Genomic DNA, 22,626 nt, shown 5'->3' on the forward strand with positions numbered 1-22,626 from the left:
TACGGCGGATGGCCCTTTCGCGGGCAAGCCCGCTCCCACGGTACGGCATCTTGTGTACGACCCAAACCTGTAGGAGCCGGCTTGCCGGCGATAAGGCCGGTACATCCCCGCCGCATCATCTGCGTCAGGGATATCGCCATCGCCAGCCAGCCGGCTCCCACGGGTTTTGCGCTGCGCTTCAGATCCGGAAACTGCCGACCAACTGCTTCAAGCGTGCCGCCTGCTGTTCCAGGTCCGCGCAGGCGCGCAAGGTCGACTGCAGGTTTTCCACGCCTTCCTGGTTCAGCGTATTGATCTCGGTGATATCGACGTTGATCGATTCCACCACCGCGGTCTGTTCCTCGGTCGCGGTCGCCACCGACTGGTTCATGCCGTCGATCTCGCCGATCCGCTGGGTCACGCTGCCCAGCCGTTCGCCGGCCTGGTTGGCGATGCCGACGCTGCTTTCGCTCTGACGCTGGCTGTCGGTCATGATGCTCACCGCTTCCCGGGCGCCGACCTGCAACTCTTCGATCATCTTCTGCACTTGCTGCGCCGAGTCCTGGGTGCGGTGCGCCAGGTTGCGCACTTCGTCGGCCACCACGGCAAAGCCGCGACCGGCTTCACCTGCCCGTGCCGCTTCGATGGCGGCGTTGAGCGCCAGCAGGTTGGTCTGCTGGGAAATGCTGGTGATCACTTCGAGAATCTGCCCGATATTCACGGTGTTGCTGTTCAGGGTCTCGATATTGCCGCAGGAATCGCTGATCTTCGCCGACAACTGCTGCATCGCGACGATGGTCTTGTCCACCACTTGCTGGCCGTCTTCCGCGAGGCTGCGGGCATCGCTGGAATGCTGCGAGGCGAGGGCGGCGTTCTGGGCGATTTCCTGGGCCGCGGCGCCGAGCTGGTTGATCGCCGCCGCGACGCTGCTGGTGCGGCTGGCCTGCTGGTCGGAATTGAGCATCGACGAGTTGGAGGCGCTGACCACCCGCAGGGCGACCTCGTTGACCTGGCCGGTGGCCGACGCCACTTCGCGGATCGAGGTGTGGATACGCTCCACGAAACGGTTGAACGACATGCCCAGGGTGCCGAACTCGTCATGGCCGTGGATGGTCAGGCGCTTGGTCAGGTCGCCTTCACCTTCGGCGATATCGTGCATGGCCCGGCCCATCAGGTGCAGCGGCTGCATCAGCACGCGGATCAGCATGCCCAGCAGGGCGATGATGATGACCACGGCGATCACCATGGCGATGATCGCCGAGGTGCGGAATTCGCTGAGCATCGAGAACGCGGTGTCCTGGTCGAGCACCAGCGCCACGTACCAGTCGGCCGAAGGCAGGCCGTTGACATGGGTGAAGGAGATGAACTGGGTCTTGCCGTCCACCGCGACTTCCTTCAGGCCGGCGCTGATCTTCGGCGTGTCGTTCGGATAGGCCTCGGCGAGGTTCTTGAGAATCAGCTTGCTGTCCGGGTGCACCAGGATCTTGCCGTCGGCGCTGACGATAAAGGCGTGGCCGTGGCCGCCGAAATTCAGCGAGTTGATGATCGCGCTGACGCTGCCCAGGTCGATGTCCGCGCCGGTCACGCCGATGAACTTGCCGTCGTGCTGCACCGGGGTTGCCAGGGTGATCACCAGCTTGCCCGAGGAGGCGGCGATGTAGGGTTCGGTGACGATGGTCTGCTGGGCGGCGGTGGCAGCTTTGTACCAGCCACGGGCGCGCGGGTCGTAGTCGGCGGCGCGGTTGCCCGCCGGGACCGAGAACATCACGCCTTCCTGGCTGCCGAAATAGCTCAGCTGGAAGTTGCCGGTGTAGGCGGGCAGGCCGACGGCGCGCTTGAGGCTGTCGGCGGAATTGCCGTCCACGGCGATCTGCTGCGACAGCGACTGCAACAGCTGGATACGGCTTTCCACCCAGGTCTGGATGTTGCTGGTGGTCAGGCTGCCCAGTTCCTGCATCGAGGCTTCGGTGCTGCTGCGCAGGGCTTCGCGCTGGCGATAGTCGTTGAACAGGATAAAGCAGGCGAACGCCACCGCGACCACCAGGGCCGCAGCCAGGAGGATCTTGTGACTGAACTTGAAGTTTTTGGTCATCGAATGGCTGTCCGCAAGAGGCTGGTCAACGAGGGGGCGACAATTTGCCACGTTTGATGGCATGACGCCTCTATATCTCGACACAGTCTTGTTAAATATTAGTTTCTTGACGGTAAAGCCGACGAAATGCCGGTTTTCCTCGCAAAAGCGCTGATCTGCAACGGAAAGTGCCGTAAGAAAAGGTCGTAGGGTCGGGAACCAGATGGCTCTTTTCTCTTCTAAGCTTGCGGTAGGCCCCCGTGCCGACCTTTCCGTCCCCAGGAGTTTCCCCCCATGTCGTTGCGCTCTCTCGCTCTGCTGTCGTTTTGCGTGTTGTTGGTCGCTTGCAGCAAGGTCAACCAGGAAAACTACTCGAAGCTGTCCACGGGCATGCCCAAGGCCGAAGTCGAGTCGTTGCTCGGCAGTCCCTCTGACTGTTCTGGCGCGCTGGGCATGTCCAGTTGTACCTGGGGTAACAAGAACAGCTTTATCAGCGTGCAGTACGCCGGTGACAAAGTCCTGATGTTTTCCGGGCAAGGCCTGAAGTAAACCGGGGCGCAAGCCCTCGGGAGAAGAATAATGTTGCGTTTAGTGGTCACTCTTTTGGCCGGCCTGTTGCTGGCTGGTTGCGCTACGTCGGGCGATGACCTGGCGCCTAAAACCGCAGGTCATGTCGACCTCAAGCGTTACCAGGGCACCTGGTACGAGCTGGCGCGAATGCCGATGTATTTCCAGCGCAACTGCGTCCAGTCCGAGGCCCGCTACAGCCTGATGCCCGACGGCAGGATGGCGGTATTCAATCGCTGCCTGACCGAGCAGTGGAAGTGGGAGGAGGCCAAGGGGACGGCGACGCCGCAAGTGCCGGGGCAGACCGACAAGCTGTGGGTACGCTTCGACAACTGGTTCACCGCCTTGCTGCCGGGCCTGGCCAAGGGCAACTACTGGGTGCTGTATGTCAGCGATGACTACCACACCGCGATTGTCGGTGATCCGAGCCGACGCTACCTGTGGCTGCTGTCACGCTCGACCAAGGTCAATGCGGACGTGCGCGAGGACCTGCTGAGCCGGGCGCGCCAGCAGGGTTATGACACCACACGGCTGATCTGGCGTACGCCGGACTCGAAGATGCCGCACTGATTCAGGCTGACCGGCGTTGATGATCGTGCCCACGCTCTGCGTCCGCTCTTGAGGGTGACGCGGAGCGTCACGGGATGCATTCCCACGCGGAGCGTGGGAACGATCGTGGGGTAGTTCCTACAGGTTTGTGGCGGGCTTGTCCGCTCAGTTCAGCAGAGCACGCAAGACCTGGGTAAATGCCTGCGCGCTTTCTTCTTCGCCCGCATGCCGTCCACCCCGTACCGCCCACTGACCGTTGACCATGACGTCACGGACCTGACGGTCGCCGCCGGCGAACAGCCAGCGATTGAGAATGCCATCGTCCTGGGCGGTTGCCAGGTACGGGTCGCTGCCGTCGAGCACCAGCCAGTCGGCGCGCTTGCCTGCTTCCAGCTTGCCGATCGATTGCCCGAGCGCCTGGGCGCCACCGTCCAGCGCCGCGTCATAGAGAGTGCGACCGACCATCGGCTGGTCGGCGCGATACAGGCGGTTACGCCGCTGATCGCGCAGGCGCTGGCCGTATTCCAGCCAGCGCAGTTCCTCGACCACGCTCAGTGATACATGGCTGTCGGAACCGATGCCCATGCGGCCGCCCTGGGCGAGGAAGTCCACCGCCGGGAAGATCCCGTCGCCCAGATTCGCTTCGGTGGTCAGGCACAGCCCGGCGATCGCCCGGCTGCGGGCCATGCGCGTGACTTCTCCGGCGTCGGCGTGGGTCGCGTGCACCAGGCACCAGCGCTCGTCCACCTCGACATTGTCGTACAGCCATTGCAGCGGCCGCTTGCCGCTCCAGGTCAGGCAGTCGTCGACTTCCTTCTGCTGCTCGGCGATATGGATGTGCACCGGGCACTGCCGGTCGCTGGCGGCCAGCACTTCGCTGATCTGCCCGGGCGTCACCGCCCGCAGCGAGTGGAAGCACAGGCCCAGGGCCTGGGCCGGTTGCCGGGCCAGCAGCGGTTGCAGGCGGGCTTGCAGTTTCAGGTAATTCTCGGTGCTGTTGATAAAGCGCCGCTGGCCGTCATTCGGGGTCTGGCCGCCAAAGCCGGAGTGGCTGTAGAGCACCGGCAACAGGGTCAGGCCGATGCCCGCGTCCGTGGCCGCCTGGCTGATGCGCAAGCCCAGCTCCGCCGGATCGGCGTAGGGCTGGCCATTGGTGTCATGGTGCACGTAGTGGAATTCGGCCACCGAGGTGTAACCGGCCTTGAGCATCTCGATATAGAGCTGGCGGGCGATGACGCCCATCTGCTCCGGGCTGATCTTGCCCACCAGCCGGTACATCAGGTCGCGCCAGGTCCAGAAGCTGTCGTTCGGATTGCCGGCCACTTCCGCCAGGCCGCCCATCGCCCGCTGGAAGGCGTGGGAATGCAGGTTCGGCATGCCCGGCAACAGCGGGCCGCTCAGCCGTTCGGCGCCTTCTGCATGGGAATCGGCCTGGACCTGGGTCAGCACGCCCGCGGCGTTGACCTCAAGGCGTACGTTTTTGGCCCATCCACTAGGCAGCAGCGCGCGTTCGGCAAAGAAGGCGGACATGGTTCAGCACCCCATCGTGTGTTATTTGTATATACATATACAGACGTTTGCCTGCCCGGTAAACTCCGGCAAGCTAGCAACCTTTAAAATCGAACAAGGATTTCCTGTGCCGACTCCGCCTGCCAACAACCCGCTGGCTGCCCACATGGGTGACAGTCCGGCGCCGTTATATGCCCGCGTCAAGCAGATGATCACCCAGCAGATCGACAGCGGAAACTGGCCGCCGCATTACCGCGTGCCGTCCGAAAGCGAGCTGGTGGAACAACTGGGCTACAGCCGCATGACCATCAACCGTGCCCTGCGGGAAATGACCGCCGAAGGCCTGCTGGTGCGCATGCAGGGCGTCGGCACCTTTGTCGCCGAGCCCAAGAGCCAGTCGGCGCTGTTCGAGGTGCACAACATTGCCGATGAGATCGCCTCGCGCGGCCATCGCCACACCTGCCAGATCATCACCCTGGGCGAAGAAGCCGCCGGCTCCGAACGCGCCGTGGCCCTGGACATGCGTGAAGGGCAGAAGGTCTTCCACTCGCTGATCGTGCATTTCGAGAACGATATCCCGGTGCAGATCGAAGACCGCTTCGTCAATGCACTGGTGGCGCCGGACTACCTCAAGCAGGATTTCACCCTGCAGACGCCGTACGCCTACCTGTCCCAGGTCGCGCCGCTGACCGAAGGCGAGCATGTGGTCGAAGCCATCCTCGCCGACGCCACCGAATGCAAGCTGCTGCAGATCGAGCCGGGCGAGCCGTGCCTGATGATCCGTCGCCGCACCTGGTCCGGTCGCCAGCCGGTGACCGCCGCCCGTCTGATCCACCCCGGTTCCCGTCATCGCCTGGAAGGACGCTTTACCAAATGAGTTCACTGAAAGTCTTGCGCGCGGCGGATTACCCGCGCATGCCGTGGAAAAACGGCGGCGGCAGCACCGAGGAAATCACCCGCGACGCCGGCGAGGGCCTGGACGGTTTCGGCTGGCGCCTGTCGATTGCCGATATCGGCGAGTCGGGTGGCTTTTCCAGCTTCGCCGGCTACGAACGGATCATCACCGTGCTGCAGGGCGCGGGCATGACCCTGCAGGTCGACGGCGAGCGCACCCGCGCGCTGCTGCCGCTGGACCCGTTTGCCTTCAGTGGCGCGAGCCAGGTCAGTTGCACCCTGCTCGACGGGCCGATCCGCGACTTCAACCTGATCTATGCCCCGGATCGCTACAACGCCCGCCTGCAATGGCTGGATGCTGCGCAGCCGAAGCGTTTCTTCAGCTCGGCGGCGGTGCTGCTGATCTTCAGTGTCAGCGATCAACTGCATGTCGGCCTGGGCAGTACCGGCTACGAAGTCCTGGGCCGCCACGACTGCCTGCAACTGGACAGCAACGAGCAGTTGCTGGAAGTGTCGGTGACCGGCCGTTGCTGTGTGATCGAACTGACGCCCGCCTGACCCGGTGAGTGGGCGCGCCCACTCATTGATCGTTCCCACTCTCTGCGTGGTAACGCCTCACTGGACGCTCCGCGTCCGCTTTGTGACGCAGAGCGTCACGGGCTGCATGCCCACGCAGAGCGTGGGAACGATCAGCCCTTTCGCGCACCAACTTGTTACCGAACGCCCCAGCATGGCGCAAAACCTTCTTCCGGTAACAGCTTCCTACCCGCAGTTTCTCTTCGTCCTACAATTTCATTTTCCGCTCCAAGCCCCGTCCCACGGCGTTCGCCGACTATTCTGAAAAATTCTTCAGCACCTGGTTCTCAAGTTGGCCGCTTGATTGCATATGCTTGTATGTACAAGTAAAGATGTGTGCGTATGAGTCACCAGGGACAGTGATGCGCCACCCTAATTTTTCCGCTTGTGAGGGCCTCGCCCGCACAAGCTCGCTTGCCCACTGCCTGGGCGGGTTTGGACGATCGCAGAGGAGTTTTTTCGTGACTGAGAATACCCAGAAACCTACCGCCACTTTTACCAAGCGCCGTGACGTCGAAATCCGTGCCGCCCGTGGCAACAAGCTGACCGCCAAGAGCTGGCTGACCGAAGCGCCACTGCGGATGCTGATGAACAACCTCGACCCGCAAGTGGCCGAGAACCCCAAGGAGCTGGTGGTCTACGGCGGTATCGGCCGGGCCGCGCGGAACTGGGAGTGCTACGACAAGATCGTCGAGAGCCTGACCAACCTGAATGACGACGAAACCCTGCTGGTGCAATCCGGCAAGCCGGTCGGCGTGTTCAAGACCCACAGCAACGCGCCGCGCGTACTGATCGCCAACTCCAACCTGGTGCCGCACTGGGCCACCTGGGAACATTTCAACGAACTGGATGCCAAGGGCCTGGCCATGTACGGCCAGATGACCGCCGGCAGCTGGATCTATATCGGCAGCCAGGGCATCGTCCAGGGCACCTATGAAACCTTCGTCGAAGCCGGTCGCCAGCACTATGACAACAACCTGAAAGGTCGTTGGGTGCTGACCGCGGGCCTGGGCGGCATGGGCGGTGCACAACCCCTGGCGGCCACCCTCGCCGGCGCCTGCTCGCTGAACATCGAATGCCAGCAGGTCAGCATCGATTTCCGCCTGAACAGCCGTTATGTCGATGAACAGGCCACCGACCTCGACGACGCCCTGGCGCGTATCGCCAAGTACACCAAGGAAGGCAAGGCGATCTCGATTGCCCTGCTCGGCAACGCGGCGGAAATCCTCCCGGAACTGGTCAAGCGCGGCGTGCGCCCGGACATGGTCACCGACCAGACCAGCGCCCACGACCCGCTCAACGGCTACCTGCCGGCCGGCTGGACCTGGGAAGAGTACCGCGCCCGCGCCCTCACCGAACCTGCAGTGGTGGTGAAGGCCGCCAAGGCCTCCATGGCCGTGCACGTCAAGGCGATGCTCGACTTCCAGAAGCAAGGCATCCCGACCTTCGACTATGGCAACAACATCCGCCAGATGGCCCAGGAAGAAGGCGTCGAGAACGCGTTCGACTTCCCCGGCTTCGTCCCGGCCTATATCCGTCCGCTGTTCTGCCGCGGCATCGGTCCGTTCCGCTGGGCCGCGCTGTCGGGCGATCCGCAGGACATCTACAAGACCGACGCCAAGGTCAAGGAACTGATCCCGGACGACGCCCACCTGCACAACTGGCTGGACATGGCCCGCGAGCGCATCAGCTTCCAGGGCCTGCCGGCGCGTATCTGCTGGGTTGGCCTGGGCCTGCGCGCCAAGCTGGGCCTGGCCTTCAACGAAATGGTCCGCAGCGGCGAGCTGTCGGCACCGATCGTGATCGGCCGTGACCACCTGGATTCCGGTTCCGTATCCAGCCCGAACCGCGAAACCGAATCGATGCAGGACGGTTCCGATGCCGTGTCCGACTGGCCACTGCTGAATGCCCTGCTCAACACCGCCAGCGGCGCGACCTGGGTTTCCCTGCACCACGGCGGCGGCGTCGGCATGGGCTTCTCCCAGCACTCGGGCATGGTGATCGTCTGCGACGGTACCGACGAAGCGGCCGAGCGTATCGCCCGCGTGCTGCACAACGACCCGGCGACCGGTGTCATGCGCCACGCCGATGCCGGTTACCAGATCGCCATCGACTGCGCAAAAGAACAGGGCCTGAACCTGCCCATGATTACCGGCAAATAAGCGGTTGCAGGCAACTCTTGTGGGGGCCGGCTTGCCGGCTCCTGCAAGCGCAGTGTTTCACCTGGAGCAGGTTTCACCAACGCTGTACCCCTAACGGAAACAATCCATAGAGGTTGAACAATGGCTGGGTCACATGATCGTGCAAGCAACAAACCGTTGATCGAAAGGCGTTCGATCGACTACATCCCGGAAGCGGAAAGACACGGTCGTCTACTCAGTCAGTTCACCCTGTGGTTGGGTGCCAACCTGCAGATCACGGCAATTGTCACCGGCGCGTTGGCGGTGGTGCTCGGCGGTGATGTGTACTGGTCGCTGGTCGGCCTGCTGCTCGGGCAATTGCTCGGCGGCGGGGTGATGGCGCTGCATGCCGCGCAAGGCCCGCAACTGGGCCTGCCGCAGATGATCTCCAGTCGCGTGCAGTTCGGTGTCTACGGTGCGGTGATTCCGCTGGTGCTGGTGTGCCTGATGTACATCGGCTTCTCGGCCAGCGGCTCGCTGCTGGCCGGGCAGGCGGTGGCGCAGTTGCTCCATGTCGAAGACTGGGTCGGCATCGTGCTGTTCGCCGCCTCCATCATGGTCTTCACCATCTTCGGCTACCGGGTGATCCACGGCATCGGCCGTATCGCCAGTGTGCTGGGGGTGATCGCCTTCATCTACCTGTTCTACAAATTGCTGGCCGGCAACGATATTTCCGCGCTGCTGGGCAACAAGCATTTCTCCCTGGCGAGTTTCCTGCTGGCGGTGTCGTTGTCGGCATCCTGGCAGATCGCGTTCGGGCCCTACGTGGCGGACTACTCGCGTTACCTGCCGCGCAGCACCTCGGCCTCGAAAACCTTCTGGGCCGTGGGCCTGGGTTCGGTGATCGGCGCCCAGGCCTCGATGGTCTTCGGCGTGTTCGCGGCGGCCCTGGCCGGCTCGCAATTCGCCCACCACGAGGTTTCGTTCATCGTCAGTCTCGGCGGTACCGGGATTGTCGCGGCGGCGCTGTACTTCGCCGTGGCCTTCGGCAAGGTCACCGTGACCACGCTGAACGCCTATGGCAGCTTCATGTCGATCGCCACCATCATCAGCGGTTTCCGTGGCAGCCGGCATATCTCCAGCGGCGTGCGCCTGCTGTACATCTTCATCATGGTGAGTATCGCCGCCGCCCTGGCGCTGCTCGGCAAGGACTCGTTCCTCAAGGACTTCTCCGCGTTCATCCTGTTCCTGCTGGCGTTCTTCACGCCCTGGAGCGCGATCAACCTGGTGGACTTCTACTGCATCACCAAGGAACGCTACGACATCCCTGCGTTGTCCGATCCCGACGCCCGCTACGGTCGCTGGAACATCATGGGCATCAGCATCTATGTGTTCGGCGTGCTGATCCAGATGCCGTTCATTTCCACGCACTTCTACACCGGTCCCCTGGTGGCGAGCCTGGGCGATACCGATATCTCCTGGATCATCGGCCTGGTGGTTCCGGCGGCGCTGTATTACTTCGCCGCGAAGAAGTGGCATGGCGCGGTTCCTGATCGCCTGATCCTGCCGGTAGAGCAGGGCGACGTTGCAGCACAAAAGGTGGGTGCCCGGGTCCAACCGTCGGCTGTCTAGCCGTCGGCCCCACCCGGTACCTGCATTGGAATACGTGGACAGGGCCTGCTTGCAGGCCAACCCGGGCCGGATGCCTCTTGACTGCCGTTAACCCATTCATGATTAGGAGCGTCACATAATGAAAATGACAAAGACCCTGCTGACCACGGCGTTATCCCTCGGCCTGTTGGCAGCTGCCGGCGCAAGCCAGGCCGCCGGCTGGTGCGAGTCCGGTAAGCCGGTGAAGTTCGCAGGCCTCAACTGGGAAAGCGGCATGTTGCTGACCGACGTCCTGCAGTTCGTCCTGGAAAAAGGCTACGACTGCAAGACCGACAGCCTGCCAGGCAACTCCATCACCATGGAGAACGCCCTGAGCAGCAACGATATCCAGGTCTTCGCCGAGGAGTGGGTCGGCCGCAGTGAAGTCTGGAACAAGGCCGAGAAAGCCGGGAAGGTCGTCGGTGTCGGTGCTCCGGTGGTCGGTGCCATCGAAGGCTGGTACGTGCCGCGTTATGTGGTCGAAGGCGATGCCAAGCGCAAGATCGAAGCCAAGGCGCCCAACCTGAAGAAGATCTCCGACCTGGCGCAATACGCCTCGGTGTTCAAGGATCAGGAAGAGCCGAGCAAGGGTCGCTTCTACAACTGCCCGGCCGGCTGGACCTGCGAGCTGGACAACAGCGAGATGCTGAAAAGCTACGGTCTGGAAAGCACCTACACCAACTTCCGACCTGGCACCGGGCCGGCTCTGGATGCCGCGGTGCTGTCGAGCTACAAGCGTGGCGAACCGATTCTGTTCTACTACTGGTCGCCGACGCCGCTGATGGGCCAGGTGGACCTGGTCAAGCTGGAAGAAAAACCGGGTGTCGACAAGAGCGTGAGCATCAAGGTCGGTCTGTCCAAGACGTTCCACGACGAAGCACCTGAATTGGTCGCCGTGCTGGAAAAGGCTAATCTGCCGATCGATCTGCTCAACCAGAACCTGGGACGCATGACCAAGGAACGGATCGAATCGCCAAAGCTGGCGAAAATCTTCCTCAAGGAACACCCTGAGGTCTGGCAGGCTTGGGTCAGCGCTGACGCTGCCAAGAAAATCAACGCGGCTCTGTAGGTCGACTACCTCCCGGCTAACCGGAAGGCTGGCCGGGACGTTCGCTACATCCACTTGATCGAGAGTTTCCAATGTTTCCCGAGAATTTCACGTTTTCCATCGCCGACTGGGTCAACGGTTGGGTTGATTCGCTGGTGACCAACTACGGCGATGTGTTCCGGCACATCTCCGACACCCTGCTGTGGGCCATCGTCAATCTGGAAGGCCTGCTGCGCCTGGCGCCCTGGTGGTTGATGCTGGCCATCGTCGGCGGTATCGCCTGGCACGCCACCCGCAAGGTGGTGACAACCGCGGTGATCGTCGGCCTGCTGTTCCTGGTGGGCGCGGTCGGCCTGTGGGACAAGCTGATGCAGACCCTGGCACTGATGCTGGTGGCGACGCTGATCTCGGTACTGATCGGGATTCCCCTGGGCATTCTGTCGGCGCGCAGCAATCGCCTGCGTTCGGTGCTGATGCCGCTGCTGGATATCATGCAGACCATGCCCAGCTTCGTGTACCTGATCCCGGTACTGATGCTGTTCGGCCTGGGCAAGGTCCCGGCGATCTTCGCCACGGTGATCTATGCCGCGCCGCCGCTGATCCGCCTGACCGACCTGGGTATCCGCCAGGTGGACGGCGAAGTGATGGAAGCGATCAACGCCTTCGGTGCCAACCGCTGGCAGCAGCTGTTCGGCGTGCAACTGCCGCTGGCCCTGCCGAGCATCATGGCCGGGATCAACCAGACCACCATGATGGCCCTGTCGATGGTGGTGATCGCCTCGATGATCGGTGCCCGTGGCCTGGGCGAAGATGTACTGGTCGGGATCCAGACCCTGAACGTCGGGCGCGGTCTCGAAGCGGGGCTGGCCATCGTGATTCTCGCCGTGGTCATCGACCGCATTACCCAGGCCTATGGTCGTCCGCGCCATGAGGTGAGCAAATGACTGATTCCATCGTCAGCAAGATCGAAGTCAAGAACGTCTTCAAGATTTTCGGGGCGCGTTCCAATGACGCGCTGAACATGATCCGCCAGGGCAAGACCAAGGACCAGGTGCTGGCCGAGACCGGCTGCGTGGTCGGGGTCAACGACCTGTCGCTGACCATCGGCACCGGCGAGATCTTCGTGATCATGGGCCTGTCGGGTTCCGGCAAGTCGACCCTGGTCCGCCACTTCAACCGCCTGATCGACCCGACCAGCGGCGCGATCCTGGTGGACGGCGTGGACATCCTCCAGCACGACATGGAAGCCCTGCGCGAATTCCGCCGGCACAAGATCAGCATGGTGTTCCAGAGCTTCGGCCTGCTGCCCCACAAGACCGTGCAGGAAAACGTCGCCTATGGCCTCAAGGTCCGTGGCGAGAGCAAGGAAATGTGCGTCGAGCGCTCGCTGCACTGGATCAACACAGTGGGCCTCAAGGGCTACGAGAACAAGTACCCGCACCAGCTGTCGGGCGGCATGCGCCAGCGCGTCGGCCTGGCTAGGGCCTTGGCGGCGGACACCGACATCATCCTGATGGACGAGGCGTTCAGTGCGCTCGACCCGCTGATCCGCGCCGAGATGCAGGACCAGTTGCTGGAGCTGCAGAAGACGTTGCACAAGACCATCGTGTTCATTACCCACGACCTCGACGAGGCCGTGCGCATCGGCAACCGCATCGCGATTCTCAAGGACGGCAAGCTGATCCAGGTCGGGACGCCGAAGGAAATCCTCCATTCGCCGGCCGATGAATATGTCGACCGCTTCGTGCAGCGGCGTGCGGCGACGGTTTAAGGCGCAAGAGGTGTGGTGCCGGTGCGGGCCCCTTCGCGGGCAAGCCCGCTCCCACGGGGTTCGGGGGGCGGTGAAGTTGTATCAATATTCAGGTTGTAAGGATGAGGTTGAAGATGTCCCAGGCTGAAAAAATCGTTATCGCCGATGCGCCGTTGCGCTGGCAGGATGTGGTCGCGGTGGCCCGGCACGGCGCGCGGCTCGAACTGGCGCCACAGACCTGGGCGCGGATCGACAACGCCCAGGCCATCGTCCAGCGGATCGTCGTCAGCGGCGAGCGCGCCTATGGCGTGAACACCGGCCTGGGCGGCCTTTCCAACGTGTCGCTGTCCGGCGAGCAACTCAGCCAGTTGTCCCGCAACACCCTGCTCAGCCATGCCTGTGGCGTCGGTGCGCCGTTGGCCGACGAACAGACCCGGGCGATCATCTGCGCCGCCATCATCAACTACAGCCATGGCAAGTCCGGCCTGCACCGCCAGGTGGTCGAAGCCCTGCTGGCGCTGCTCAATCACGGTATCACCCCGCAGGTGCCCTCCCAGGGGTCGGTCGGTTACCTGACCCATATGGCCCATATCGGCGTGGCCCTGCTCGGCGTCGGCCAGGTCAGCTACCGCGGGCAGATCGTTGCCGCGCAGCAGGCCCTGGCCGAGGAAGGCCTGCAACCGGTGCGACTGGGGGCCAAGGACGGACTGTGCCTGGTCAACGGCACGCCGTGCATGAGTGGCCTGAGCTGCCTGGCCCTGGCCGATGCTCATCGTCTGGTGCAATGGTCCGACGTCACCGCGGCGATGAGCTTCGAGGCCCAGCGCGGGCAGATCGCCGCGTTCGACGCCGAGATCATCGCCCTCAAGCCGCATCCCGGCATGCAGCAGGTCGGCAGCAACCTGCGCAGCCTGCTCGAAGGCAGCGAAGTGATCGCCGCGAGCAAGGGCATTCGTACCCAGGACGCCCTGAGTATCCGCTCGATCCCGCAGGTCCACGGCGCCGCCCGCGATCAACTGGCCCATGCCACCCGGCAGATCGAGACCGAACTCAACGGTTGCACCGACAACCCGCTGTTGCTGGGCACGCCGGACAACTTCCGGGTGATGTCCCAGGCCAACCCCCACGGCCAGTCGGTGGCCCTCGCGGCGGATCTGCTGGCGATTGCCATGGCGGAAATCGGCTCGATTGCCGAGCGCCGCCTCGATCGCCTGATCAACCCGCACGTCAGTGGCTTGCCGGCGTTCCTGGTCAGCCAGCCGGGCGTCAACTCGGGGATGATGATCGTGCAGTACGTCGCCGCGTCCCTCTGTGCGCAGAATCGCCAGTTGGCGCAACCGGCGGTGCTCGACAACTACGTCACCTCCGCGCTGCAGGAAGATCACCTGAGCATGGGCACCAACGCCGCGCTCAAGCTGCACCAGGTCCTGGAGAACTGCACCCAGGTCCTCGCCATCGAGTACCTGCTGGCGGCCCAGGCCTTCGAATTCCTCAAGGCGCAGCGTTTCGGCGCCGGCACCGACGCCGCCTGGAAACTGCTGCGCGAGCGTGTGCCGGCTTATGAGCAGGACCGCTGGCTGGCGCCGGACATCGCCAGTGCGGCGGCGATCCTCAAGGACGCCACGCTCTTGCACGACAGGTTGCCGAACCTGCATTGATTCCACGATGACCAGCGTGCCAAGGCGCCATCCGCTCAAAAAGCGGACAGCGACGGATAACGGAAGCTTCCGGAGCGACTGGTAGTTAATAAAACTCTCAAAAGGAGCATGAATGTGACTGCGTTAAACCTGATTCCCGGCCAACTGACCCTGGCGCAACTGCGCGCGGTCTACCAGCAGCCCGTCAAACTGACCCTCGACAACAGCGCATCGGCGCAGATCGAGGCCAGCGTCGCCTGCGTCGAGCAGATCCTCGCGGAAAACCGCACCGCCTACGGCATCAACACCGGTTTCGGTCTGCTGGCCTCGACCCGTATCGCCAGCGAAGACCTGGAAAACCTCCAGCGCTCCCTGGTGCTGTCCCACGCGGCCGGCGTTGGCGCGCCGATCAGCGATGCGCTGGTACGCCTGATCATGGTGCTCAAGGTCAACAGCCTGAGCCGGGGTTTCTCCGGTATCCGTCGCCAGGTGATCGACGCGCTGATCGCGCTGATCAATGCCGAGGTTTATCCGCACATTCCGCTCAAAGGCTCGGTCGGTGCCTCCGGTGACCTGGCGCCATTGGCCCATATGTCGCTGGTGCTGCTGGGCGAAGGCAAGGCGCGCTACAAGGGCGAGTGGCTGGACGCGCCGACCGCGCTGAAGCAGGCCGGCCTGCAACCGCTGACCCTGGCCGCGAAAGAAGGCCTGGCGCTGCTCAACGGCACCCAGGTGTCCACCGCCTTTGCCCTGCGCGGGCTGTTCGAAGGCGAAGACCTGTTTGCCGGTGCCCTGGTCGCCGGCGGCCTGACCGTCGAGGCGGTGCTGGGTTCGCGTTCGCCGTTCGACGCCCGGATCCATGAAGCCCGTGGCCAGCGCGGCCAGATCGACGCGGCAGCGAGCTATCGCCATCTGCTGGGCGAGCGCAGTGAAGTGTCCGACTCCCACGAGAACTGCGAGAAGGTCCAGGATCCATACTCCCTGCGCTGCCAGCCGCAGGTCATGGGTGCCTGCCTGACCCAGTTCCGCCAGGCGGCCGAAGTGCTGGTGGTCGAAGCCAACGCCGTATCGGACAACCCGCTGGTGTTCGCGGCGGAAGGCGACGTGATTTCCGGCGGCAACTTCCACGCCGAACCGGTGGCCATGGCCGCCGACAACATGGCCCTGGCGATTGCCGAGATCGGTTCCCTGAGCGAGCGCCGTATCTCGCTGATGATGGACAAGCACATGTCGCAGTTGCCGCCGTTCCTGGTGGCCAATGGCGGCGTCAACTCCGGCTTCATGATCGCCCAGGTCACCGCGGCGGCCCTGGCCAGCGAGAACAAGGCCCTGGCGCACCCGCACAGTGTCGACAGCCTGCCGACTTCGGCGAACCAGGAAGACCATGTGTCGATGGCGCCGGCTGCCGGCAAGCGCCTGTGGGAAATGGCCGAGAACACCCGCGGGATTCTCGCGGTCGAATGGTTGGCAGCCTGCCAGGGCCTGGACCTGCGCAACGGCCTGAAAACCTCGCCGACCCTGGAGACTGCCCGCGCGACCCTGCGTGAAAAGGTCGCCTACTACGACAAGGACCGTTTCTTCGCCCCGGATATCGAAGCGGCCAGCGAGCTGCTGGCGTCCCGTTGCCTGACCCCGCTGGTCCCGGCGAAGTTGCTGCCAAGCCTGTAAGCGTTGCCAGGAACAGACTTGGGGTGATGCGTGAAGGGTTTCCCTTGTGGGAGCGGGCTTGCCCGCGAAAGCGTCGGCCCGGGCACCGCAGTCGTCCGGGGAACCGTGTTGGCTGTTTCGCGGGCAAGCCCGGCTCCCACAGGGTGAGCTGTGTTGGTTCCTTTGCGGGTAAGCCCGGCTCCCACAAGGTGGGGGTGGCCTCCAGACCCGCCACCCGGCAGATGCTTTTTGCCTGGGCGGGTCGGGTTGGGTACTCTGCGACCCCTTTTTGCGGCCGGGTGGTCGCAAGACCTTCGCCACAAGTCTGATTCTCATCGATCTGTACCGATAAGAATAATTAAGGACGAGTCATGCAACAGCCAGTCAAAGGTTTGAAACGCGGGCTTTCCGCCCGACATATTCGCTTCATGGCCCTGGGTTCCGCCATCGGCACAGGGTTGTTCTACGGTTCCGCCTCGGCCATCCAGATGGCCGGCCCGGCCGTACTGCTGGCCTACCTGATCGGTGGCGCCGCGGTGTTCATGGTGATGCGCGCGCTTGGTGAAATGGCGGTGCACAACCCGGTGTCCGGCTCCTTTGGCCAGTACGCCAGTACCTACGTCGGCCCGATGTCCGGCTTTATCCTCGGCTGGACCTACGCCTTCGAGATGGTCATCGTCGGCCTGGCCGATGTCACCGCCTTCGGCATCTATATGGGCTTCTGGTTTCCGGAGGTCGACCGCTGGGTCTGGGTCCTGGGCATCGTGTTCTTTATCGGCGCGCTGAACCTGTGCGCGGTGAAGGTCTTCGGGGAAATGGAGTTCTGGCTGTCGCTGCTCAAGGTCGGCGCCATTGTCGCGATGATCCTCGGCGGTTTCGGCATCATGTTCTTCGGCATCAGCACGGCCACGCCGGGTGCTGAAGTCGGTATCGGCAATCTCTGGGCCCATGGCGGCTTCATGCCCAACGGCGCGGCCGGGATGATCGCCTCGTTCGCGGTGGTGATGTTCGCCTTCGGCGGTATCGAGATCATCGGCGTCACCGCCGGCGAAGCCAAGGACCCGCAGCGGGTGATCCCCAAGGCGATCAATGCGGTGCCGGTGCGCATCCTGCTGTTCTACGTGCTGACCCTGTTCGTGCTGATGTCCATCTACCCGTGGCCGCAGATCGGCAGCCAGGGCAGCCCGTTCGTGCAGATCTTCCAGAACCTGGGCATCGGCTCGGCGGCGACCATCCTCAATATCGTGGTGATCTCGGCGGCCGTGTCGGCGATCAACAGCGACATCTTCGGCGCCGGGCGCATGATGTACGGCCTGGCCCAGCAGGGGCAGGCGCCCCAGGCCTTTGCCCGATTGTCCCGGGCCGGTGTGCCGTGGATGACCGTGGTGGTCATGGGCGCGGCCCTGCTGGGTGGCGTGGTCCTGAATTACCTGATCCCGGAAAACGTTTTCCTGCTGATCGCCTCGATCGCGACCTTCGCCACCGTCTGGGTATGGATCATGATCCTGATCACCCAGGTCGCCATGCGTCGCTCGATGAGCCGTGAAGAAGCGGCCCAACTGAAATTCCCCGTGCCGTTCTGGCCCTATGCACCGATGGCGGCCATCGCCTTCATGGTCTTTATCTTCGGCGTGCTGGGCTGGTTCCCGGACAGCCGTCCGGCGCTGATCGTCGGTGCGGTATGGATCGGCCTGCTGGTGCTGGCCTACCTGATCTGGGTCAAGCCGGCCGCCGCCCAGGCGGCGCGGGTCGTGCAAGATCCTTCCCTGTCTCATCGATAGCCCACGGAGGCCCCGGATGAAAACCCTTTGGCAGAACTGTCACGTTGCAAGCATGGCGCAAGGCACCTACTCGATCATCGAGGACGCCGCCATCGTGACCGTGGCGTCGAAGATCGAGTGGATCGGCCCGCGTGCCGAACTGCCGGTTGCGGATTATCCACAGGTCAATGATCTGGAAGGGGCCTGGGTGACACCGGGGCTGATCGATTGCCATACCCACACGGTGTTCGGCGGTAACCGCAGCGGTGAGTTCGAGCAGCGCCTGCAAGGCGTGAGCTACGCCGAGATCGCGGCTGCCGGTGGGGGTATCGCCAGCACCGTGCGGGCGACCCGTGCCGCCAGTGAGGACGAGCTGTTCGCCAGCGCCCGGCAACGCCTGAGCTGCCTGCTGCGCGACGGCGTGACCAGTGTCGAGATCAAGTCCGGCTATGGCCTGGACCTGGACAGCGAGCGCAAGATCCTCAAGGTGATCCGCCGTCTGGGCGCCGAACTGCCGGTGACCGTGCGCAGCACCTGCCTGGCGGCCCACGCGTTGCCGCCGGAGTACAAGGATCGCGCCGATGACTACATCGAGCATATCTGCACCGAGATGCTCCCGGCCCTGGCGGCCGAAGGCCTGGTGGACGCGGTCGATGCATTCTGCGAGTACCTGGCGTTTTCCCCGGCCCAGGTCGAGCGGGTGTTCAAGGTCGCCCGGCAACTGGGCCTGCCGGTGAAACTGCACGCCGAGCAATTGTCGTCGCTGCACGGTTCGAGCCTGGCGGCGCGTTATCAGGCGCTGTCGGCGGATCACCTGGAGTTCATGACCGAAGAGGACGCCATCGCCATGGCGGCCGCCGGTACCGTAGCGGTGCTGCTGCCCGGCGCCTTCTATTTCCTGCGCGAAACCCAGCTGCCACCGATGGATGCCCTGCGCCGGCACGGGGTGAAGATCGCGGTCGCCAGCGACCTCAATCCGGGGACTTCGCCGGCTCTGTCGCTGCGCCTGATGTTGAACATGGCCTGCACGCTGTTCCGCATGACCCCGGAAGAAGCCCTGGCCGGGGTCACCCTGCACGCCGCCACGGCGCTGGGCATGGGCGACAGCCACGGTTCCCTGGAAGCCGGCAAGGTGGCGGATTTCGTCGCCTGGCAGATCGAGCGTCCGGCGGACCTGGCCTACTGGCTGGGCGGTGACCTGAGCAAACGCGTGGTGCGCCACGGCATTGAAGTACTGATCTAGGAGAATGGTTGTGGATAACGTCCTGAGCTTCAAACAAGGCCGCGTGCCGTTGCTGATCAGCATGCCCCACGCCGGGTTGAAACTGACCCCGGCGGTCAGGGACGGGCTGATTCCCGAGGCCCGCAGCCTGCCGGATACCGACTGGCATATTCCACGGCTGTATGACTTCGCCGAAGAACTGGGTGCCAGCACCCTGGCGGCCGAGTATTCGCGGTTTGTCATCGACCTCAACCGCCCGTCCGACGACAAGCCGTTGTATGTCGGTGCCACCACCGGCCTCTACCCGGCGACGCTGTTCGACGGCGTGCCGCTGTTCCAGGACGGCCAGGTGCCGTCCGCCGAGGAGCGGACGACCTACCTGGAACAGGTGTGGACGCCGTATCACCGCACCCTGCGGGATGAACTGGCGCGGCTCAAGGCCGAGTTCGGCTATGCGCTGCTGTTCGATGCCCACTCGATCCGCTCGGTGATCCCGCACCTGTTCGAGGGCAAACTGCCGGACTTCAACCTCGGCACGTTCAATGGCGCGGCCTGCGATCCACAACTGGCGTCGCGCCTGGAAGCGATCTGTGCCGGCCATCCGGCCTACAGCCATGTGCTCAACGGGCGTTTCAAGGGCGGTCATATCACCCGTCACTACGGGCATCCCGCCGAGCACATCCATGCCGTGCAACTGGAACTGGGCCAGTGCACCTATATGGAAGAGTTCGAACCGTTCAACTACCGCAGCGACCTGGCCGAGCCGACGCGGGTCGTGCTCAGGGAACTGCTGCAAGGGTTGCTGGCCTGGGGACGCGAGCGTTACGGCCGCTGACAGCCACGGCTCGTGAAACCCTGGTAGGGGCCGGCTTGCCGGCGATGGCATCCGCTCAGGCGGTGCAAGACTCACCGGCCTCTTCGCCGGCAAGCCGGCTCCTACAAGGGGAGCACCTCGACCCCGGGGCTGAGAAAGTCGATGTGATAGCCGCTGGCCCCATCCCCGATGGCCACGTGGACACCCCTGATGCCTTCGTTCATCGGCGAGTTGTGGCTGTAGTTGATGTTCGGTCCGATGGCGTCATTGACCCCGATGGCAAATTCGCTGAGCAGCAGCCCGCGCTTGCCGGCGGCCCGGCGCAACAGGTCGACGTACTCCCGGCCCGCGACCTTGAGCGAGAGCACCCGATTGCGCTCGACCTGCAGCCAGGCATCGTGGCGGGCGACGTTGGCGGCCAGCGTCTGCATGTCGACCACCAGCTCGTGCGGCAGCGACTGGGCCCGGCTGCCCCGGGACATCAACAGGCCGCTGACATGCAGCACGCCGCTGACCTGGAACAGATCGGGGCCGTCCGGGTTCATATGGGCATAGTGCACCTCGAACAGCTCGGTGACCGACAGCACGAAGTTGCTGCCGATCTCGTCGCGGGTCATGGCATAGGGCGTTGAATGGTGGTCGAGCCAGACCTCGGCCCGGCTGCTGGCACTGTTCAGGCGCAACCGTTGCTGGCCACTCAACAGCCTCAGGGTGTCCTGTTGGCGTTGCAGGCAATCGGCAAAGTTGCTGCGCAACAACAGCATCAGGCTGTAAAGGGCGTTTTCCAGGCTGGGCTCGAAGACATGCAGCGGGCATAGCAGCGTCTGCTTGTGGCCGGTTCGCGCCGCGCGCTGGTAGAACTGCCGGGCGCCCTGGCTGGAAAAGGAAAAGCCCAGGCTGTGGGCGGGCAGTTGTTCCAGCGATCCCAGCAGGCTGGCTTCCAGCCCCAGTTCGCAGAGGCCACGGATAAACATTTCGTTGTCGGCGACGATAATGGCTTTTTCCGGGTAGGAAAGCAGGTCGGGCAAGCGGTACTGGCACATTCGAAACTCCCTTTCATGTCTGGCTCTGATAGCCCGGTGGAGCAGCTCCTGCCGCTCGGTTTTACCCTGGGTATTGAAACGTTTATTGAACCGATTTGAACACTGACCGAACGGCTAGGCGCCTGGGGAGGGGTTGCGCGGCGGCGCTTTTGACAAGGGCATGCCGTTTCGGCAATTCGGGTTTATGATGCCGGACGGCAGAATAATAGAAGTCCCCCCAGGGATGACCTCGACCCTTACGGAGCGCGTGATGCAGACTTTGTACCCGCAGATCAAACCCTACGCCCGGCACGATCTGGCCGTGGATGAGCCGCATGTGCTGTACGTCGACGAAAGCGGCTCGCCCGAGGGCTTGCCGGTGGTATTCATTCACGGCGGCCCGGGTGCCGGCTGTGATGCCCAGAGTCGTCGCTACTTCGACCCCAACCTGTACCGTATCGTCACGTTCGACCAGCGTGGCTGTGGCCGTTCGACTCCCCACGCCAGCCTGGAAAACAACACCACCTGGGATCTGGTGGCGGACCTGGAGCGGATTCGCGAGCACCTGGGGATCGACAAATGGGTGCTGTTCGGCGGCTCCTGGGGCTCGACCCTGGCCCTGGCCTACGCCCAGACCCATCCGGAGCGGGTCCATGGCCTGATCCTGCGGGGCATCTTTCTGTGTCGTCCGCAGGAAATCGAGTGGTTCTACCAGGCCGGCGCCAGTCGCCTGTTCCCGGACTACTGGCAGGATTACCTGGCGCCGATCCCGCTGGACGAGCGCGGCGACCTGCTGACCGCCTTCCACAAACGCCTGACCGGCAACGACCAGATCGCCCAGATGCATGCCGCCAAGGCCTGGTCGACCTGGGAAGGCCGCACCGCGACCCTGCGCCCCAACCCGCTGGTGGTCGATCGCTTCTCCGAACCGCAGCGTGCCCTGTCGATTGCCCGGATCGAGTGCCACTACTTCACCAACAATGCGTTCCTTGAACCCAACCAGCTGATTCGCGACATGGACAAGATCGCCCATCTGCCGGGTGTGATCGTGCATGGCCGCTACGATGTGATCTGCCCGCTGGACAACGCCTGGGAGTTGCATCAGGCCTGGCCCAACAGCGAGCTGCAGGTAATCCGCGATGCCGGTCACGCCGCGTCGGAGCCGGGGATCACCGATGCGCTGGTGCGCGCCGCCAGCCAGATGGCCCGGCGCCTGCTCGATCTGCCTCCCGAAGAAGCATGAAGGCCCTGCTGCAGCGTGTCAGTGGCGCGCGGGTCGAGGTCGCGGGGGAGGTGGTCGGTGCCATCGACCAGGGGTTGCTGGTGCTGCTGGCCGTCGAGCCCGACGACACCCGTGCCTGTGCCGACAAACTTCTGAAGAAGCTGCTTAACTATCGGGTGTTCAGCGATCCCCAGGGCAAGATGAACCTTTCCCTGGCGGACATCGGTGGCGGGCTGCTGCTGGTATCGCAGTTCACCCTGGCTGCCGATACCGGCAGCGGATTGCGCCCGAGCTTCTCCATGGCGGCGCCTCCGGCGGTCGCCGAGGCACTTTTCGACTATGTAGTGGCACAGGCGCAACGATTGCATGGCCAAGTGGCGACGGGGCGTTTCGGGGCGGATATGAAGGTGCATCTGGTCAATGATGGCCCGGTAACCTTCCTGTTACAGACCTGAAAGCACCAAAAACGACGTATCGGGCTGAAAACAGGGGGTTTTGTCGATAAATACTTTGTTTCGCCTGATGCGTTGTAACGCGGCCTACTAGATAATCGCGCGCTATGGGGATCAGCGTTCGTTGGTCCATTTTG

General features: G+C 63.6%; 19 protein-coding genes. 16 read left to right on the forward strand and 3 right to left on the reverse strand.

The annotated features are described in order from the left end of the window. Positions 1-178: 178 nt before the first annotated feature. On the reverse strand, positions 179-2,071 hold the full coding sequence (locus KI243_RS01845) for a methyl-accepting chemotaxis protein (RefSeq protein ID WP_017126962.1): 1,893 nt from the start codon (positions 2,069-2,071) through the stop codon (positions 179-181). A 273-nt stretch (positions 2,072-2,344) separates the two neighbouring features. On the opposite strand from KI243_RS01845, the gene bamE reads away from it, so the two are divergent. After that, positions 2,345-2,599 (forward strand): outer membrane protein assembly factor BamE, encoded by a 255-nt coding sequence (gene bamE, locus KI243_RS01850; protein WP_017126961.1) that lies wholly within the window; start codon positions 2,345-2,347, stop codon positions 2,597-2,599. 30 nt (positions 2,600-2,629) lie between these two features. Further along, positions 2,630-3,187: a lipocalin family protein gene (locus KI243_RS01855; protein ID WP_042935645.1), complete on the forward strand. Its 558-nt coding sequence runs from the start codon at positions 2,630-2,632 to the stop codon at positions 3,185-3,187. Between the two features lie 144 nt (positions 3,188-3,331). On the opposite strand, the gene KI243_RS01860 is transcribed toward KI243_RS01855, so the two are convergent. Beyond that, positions 3,332-4,696, reverse strand: a complete 1,365-nt coding sequence (locus KI243_RS01860; protein WP_212810386.1) for a formimidoylglutamate deiminase — start codon at positions 4,694-4,696, stop codon at positions 3,332-3,334. Between the two features lie 145 nt (positions 4,697-4,841). Here KI243_RS01860 and hutC point away from each other — a divergent pair, with 145 nt between their 5' ends. From hutC to hutG, 12 genes are all read left to right on the forward strand, one after another. Next, positions 4,842-5,552: a histidine utilization repressor gene (hutC, locus tag KI243_RS01865; RefSeq protein ID WP_177083827.1), complete on the forward strand. Its 711-nt coding sequence runs from the start codon at positions 4,842-4,844 to the stop codon at positions 5,550-5,552. Further along, positions 5,549-6,127: a HutD family protein gene (locus KI243_RS01870; RefSeq protein ID WP_017126957.1), complete on the forward strand. Its 579-nt coding sequence runs from the start codon at positions 5,549-5,551 to the stop codon at positions 6,125-6,127. Before hutC ends, KI243_RS01870 begins: the two co-directional genes overlap by 4 nt. 479 nt (positions 6,128-6,606) lie before the next feature. After that, positions 6,607-8,307 carry a urocanate hydratase gene (hutU, locus tag KI243_RS01875; protein WP_017126956.1) on the forward strand — a complete coding sequence of 567 codons (1,701 nt, stop codon included), beginning with the start codon at positions 6,607-6,609 and terminating at the stop codon, positions 8,305-8,307. Positions 8,308-8,427: 120 nt separating this feature from the next. Beyond that, positions 8,428-9,897: a cytosine permease gene (locus KI243_RS01880; RefSeq protein ID WP_103032933.1), complete on the forward strand. Its 1,470-nt coding sequence runs from the start codon at positions 8,428-8,430 to the stop codon at positions 9,895-9,897. A 118-nt stretch (positions 9,898-10,015) separates the two neighbouring features. Continuing rightward, positions 10,016-10,984 (forward strand): ABC transporter substrate-binding protein, encoded by a 969-nt coding sequence (locus KI243_RS01885; RefSeq protein ID WP_017126955.1) that lies wholly within the window; start codon positions 10,016-10,018, stop codon positions 10,982-10,984. Between the two features lie 71 nt (positions 10,985-11,055). Continuing rightward, on the forward strand, positions 11,056-11,907 hold the full coding sequence (locus tag KI243_RS01890) for a proline/glycine betaine ABC transporter permease (protein ID WP_017126954.1): 852 nt from the start codon (positions 11,056-11,058) through the stop codon (positions 11,905-11,907). Then, a complete protein-coding gene (locus KI243_RS01895) occupies positions 11,904-12,734 on the forward strand; it encodes a glycine betaine/L-proline ABC transporter ATP-binding protein (RefSeq protein ID WP_017126953.1) in 831 nt (276 codons plus the stop codon). The genes KI243_RS01890 and KI243_RS01895 overlap by 4 nt, the downstream gene beginning before the upstream one ends. 113 nt (positions 12,735-12,847) lie before the next feature. Beyond that, on the forward strand, positions 12,848-14,371 hold the full coding sequence (gene hutH, locus KI243_RS01900) for a histidine ammonia-lyase (RefSeq protein ID WP_212810387.1): 1,524 nt from the start codon (positions 12,848-12,850) through the stop codon (positions 14,369-14,371). A 108-nt stretch (positions 14,372-14,479) separates the two neighbouring features. Continuing rightward, on the forward strand, positions 14,480-16,018 hold the full coding sequence (gene hutH, locus KI243_RS01905; protein ID WP_177083532.1) for a histidine ammonia-lyase: 1,539 nt from the start codon (positions 14,480-14,482) through the stop codon (positions 16,016-16,018). Between the two features lie 350 nt (positions 16,019-16,368). After that, the gene (locus tag KI243_RS01910; protein ID WP_177083530.1) at positions 16,369-17,778 is read left to right on the forward strand and encodes an amino acid permease; all 1,410 of its coding nucleotides are present in this window, start codon (positions 16,369-16,371) and stop codon (positions 17,776-17,778) included. Positions 17,779-17,794: 16 nt separating this feature from the next. Then, the gene (gene hutI, locus KI243_RS01915; RefSeq protein WP_103032934.1) at positions 17,795-19,000 is read left to right on the forward strand and encodes an imidazolonepropionase; all 1,206 of its coding nucleotides are present in this window, start codon (positions 17,795-17,797) and stop codon (positions 18,998-19,000) included. Between the two features lie 10 nt (positions 19,001-19,010). Beyond that, positions 19,011-19,814 (forward strand): N-formylglutamate deformylase, encoded by an 804-nt coding sequence (gene hutG / locus KI243_RS01920; protein WP_212810388.1) that lies wholly within the window; start codon positions 19,011-19,013, stop codon positions 19,812-19,814. 101 nt (positions 19,815-19,915) lie between these two features. Here hutG and KI243_RS01925 read toward each other — a convergent pair whose 3' ends face one another. Beyond that, a complete protein-coding gene (locus KI243_RS01925) occupies positions 19,916-20,836 on the reverse strand; it encodes a hypothetical protein (RefSeq protein ID WP_212810389.1) in 921 nt (306 codons plus the stop codon). A 250-nt stretch (positions 20,837-21,086) separates the two neighbouring features. Here KI243_RS01925 and pip point away from each other — a divergent pair, with 250 nt between their 5' ends. Both pip and dtd read left to right on the forward strand, forming a co-directional pair. Further along, the gene (gene pip, locus KI243_RS01930) at positions 21,087-22,058 is read left to right on the forward strand and encodes a prolyl aminopeptidase (protein ID WP_177063455.1); all 972 of its coding nucleotides are present in this window, start codon (positions 21,087-21,089) and stop codon (positions 22,056-22,058) included. Further along, a complete protein-coding gene (dtd, locus tag KI243_RS01935; protein WP_177083525.1) occupies positions 22,055-22,492 on the forward strand; it encodes a D-aminoacyl-tRNA deacylase in 438 nt (145 codons plus the stop codon). Before pip ends, dtd begins: the two co-directional genes overlap by 4 nt. Positions 22,493-22,626 lie beyond the last annotated feature (134 nt).

This window comes from Pseudomonas sp. Ost2, from assembly GCF_018326065.1.
GTDB classification, from domain to species: domain Bacteria; phylum Pseudomonadota; class Gammaproteobacteria; order Pseudomonadales; family Pseudomonadaceae; genus Aquipseudomonas; species Aquipseudomonas gingeri.

Coding starts and splice junctions, on each gene's coding strand:
- KI243_RS01845 (WP_017126962.1), bottom strand. CDS start 2,071: ATGACCAAAAACTTCAAGTTCAGTCACAAGATCCTCCTGGCTGCGGCC.
- bamE (WP_017126961.1), top strand. CDS start 2,345: ATGTCGTTGCGCTCTCTCGCTCTGCTGTCGTTTTGCGTGTTGTTGGTC.
- KI243_RS01855 (WP_042935645.1), top strand. CDS start 2,630: ATGTTGCGTTTAGTGGTCACTCTTTTGGCCGGCCTGTTGCTGGCTGGT.
- KI243_RS01860 (WP_212810386.1), bottom strand. CDS start 4,696: ATGTCCGCCTTCTTTGCCGAACGCGCGCTGCTGCCTAGTGGATGGGCC.
- hutC (WP_177083827.1), top strand. CDS start 4,842: ATGGGTGACAGTCCGGCGCCGTTATATGCCCGCGTCAAGCAGATGATC.
- KI243_RS01870 (WP_017126957.1), top strand. CDS start 5,549: ATGAGTTCACTGAAAGTCTTGCGCGCGGCGGATTACCCGCGCATGCCG.
- KI243_RS01880 (WP_103032933.1), top strand. CDS start 8,428: ATGGCTGGGTCACATGATCGTGCAAGCAACAAACCGTTGATCGAAAGG.
- KI243_RS01885 (WP_017126955.1), top strand. CDS start 10,016: ATGAAAATGACAAAGACCCTGCTGACCACGGCGTTATCCCTCGGCCTG.
- KI243_RS01890 (WP_017126954.1), top strand. CDS start 11,056: ATGTTTCCCGAGAATTTCACGTTTTCCATCGCCGACTGGGTCAACGGT.
- KI243_RS01895 (WP_017126953.1), top strand. CDS start 11,904: ATGACTGATTCCATCGTCAGCAAGATCGAAGTCAAGAACGTCTTCAAG.
- hutH (WP_212810387.1), top strand. CDS start 12,848: ATGTCCCAGGCTGAAAAAATCGTTATCGCCGATGCGCCGTTGCGCTGG.
- hutH (WP_177083532.1), top strand. CDS start 14,480: ATGAATGTGACTGCGTTAAACCTGATTCCCGGCCAACTGACCCTGGCG.
- KI243_RS01910 (WP_177083530.1), top strand. CDS start 16,369: ATGCAACAGCCAGTCAAAGGTTTGAAACGCGGGCTTTCCGCCCGACAT.
- hutI (WP_103032934.1), top strand. CDS start 17,795: ATGAAAACCCTTTGGCAGAACTGTCACGTTGCAAGCATGGCGCAAGGC.
- KI243_RS01925 (WP_212810389.1), bottom strand. CDS start 20,836: ATGTGCCAGTACCGCTTGCCCGACCTGCTTTCCTACCCGGAAAAAGCC.
- pip (WP_177063455.1), top strand. CDS start 21,087: ATGCAGACTTTGTACCCGCAGATCAAACCCTACGCCCGGCACGATCTG.
- dtd (WP_177083525.1), top strand. CDS start 22,055: ATGAAGGCCCTGCTGCAGCGTGTCAGTGGCGCGCGGGTCGAGGTCGCG.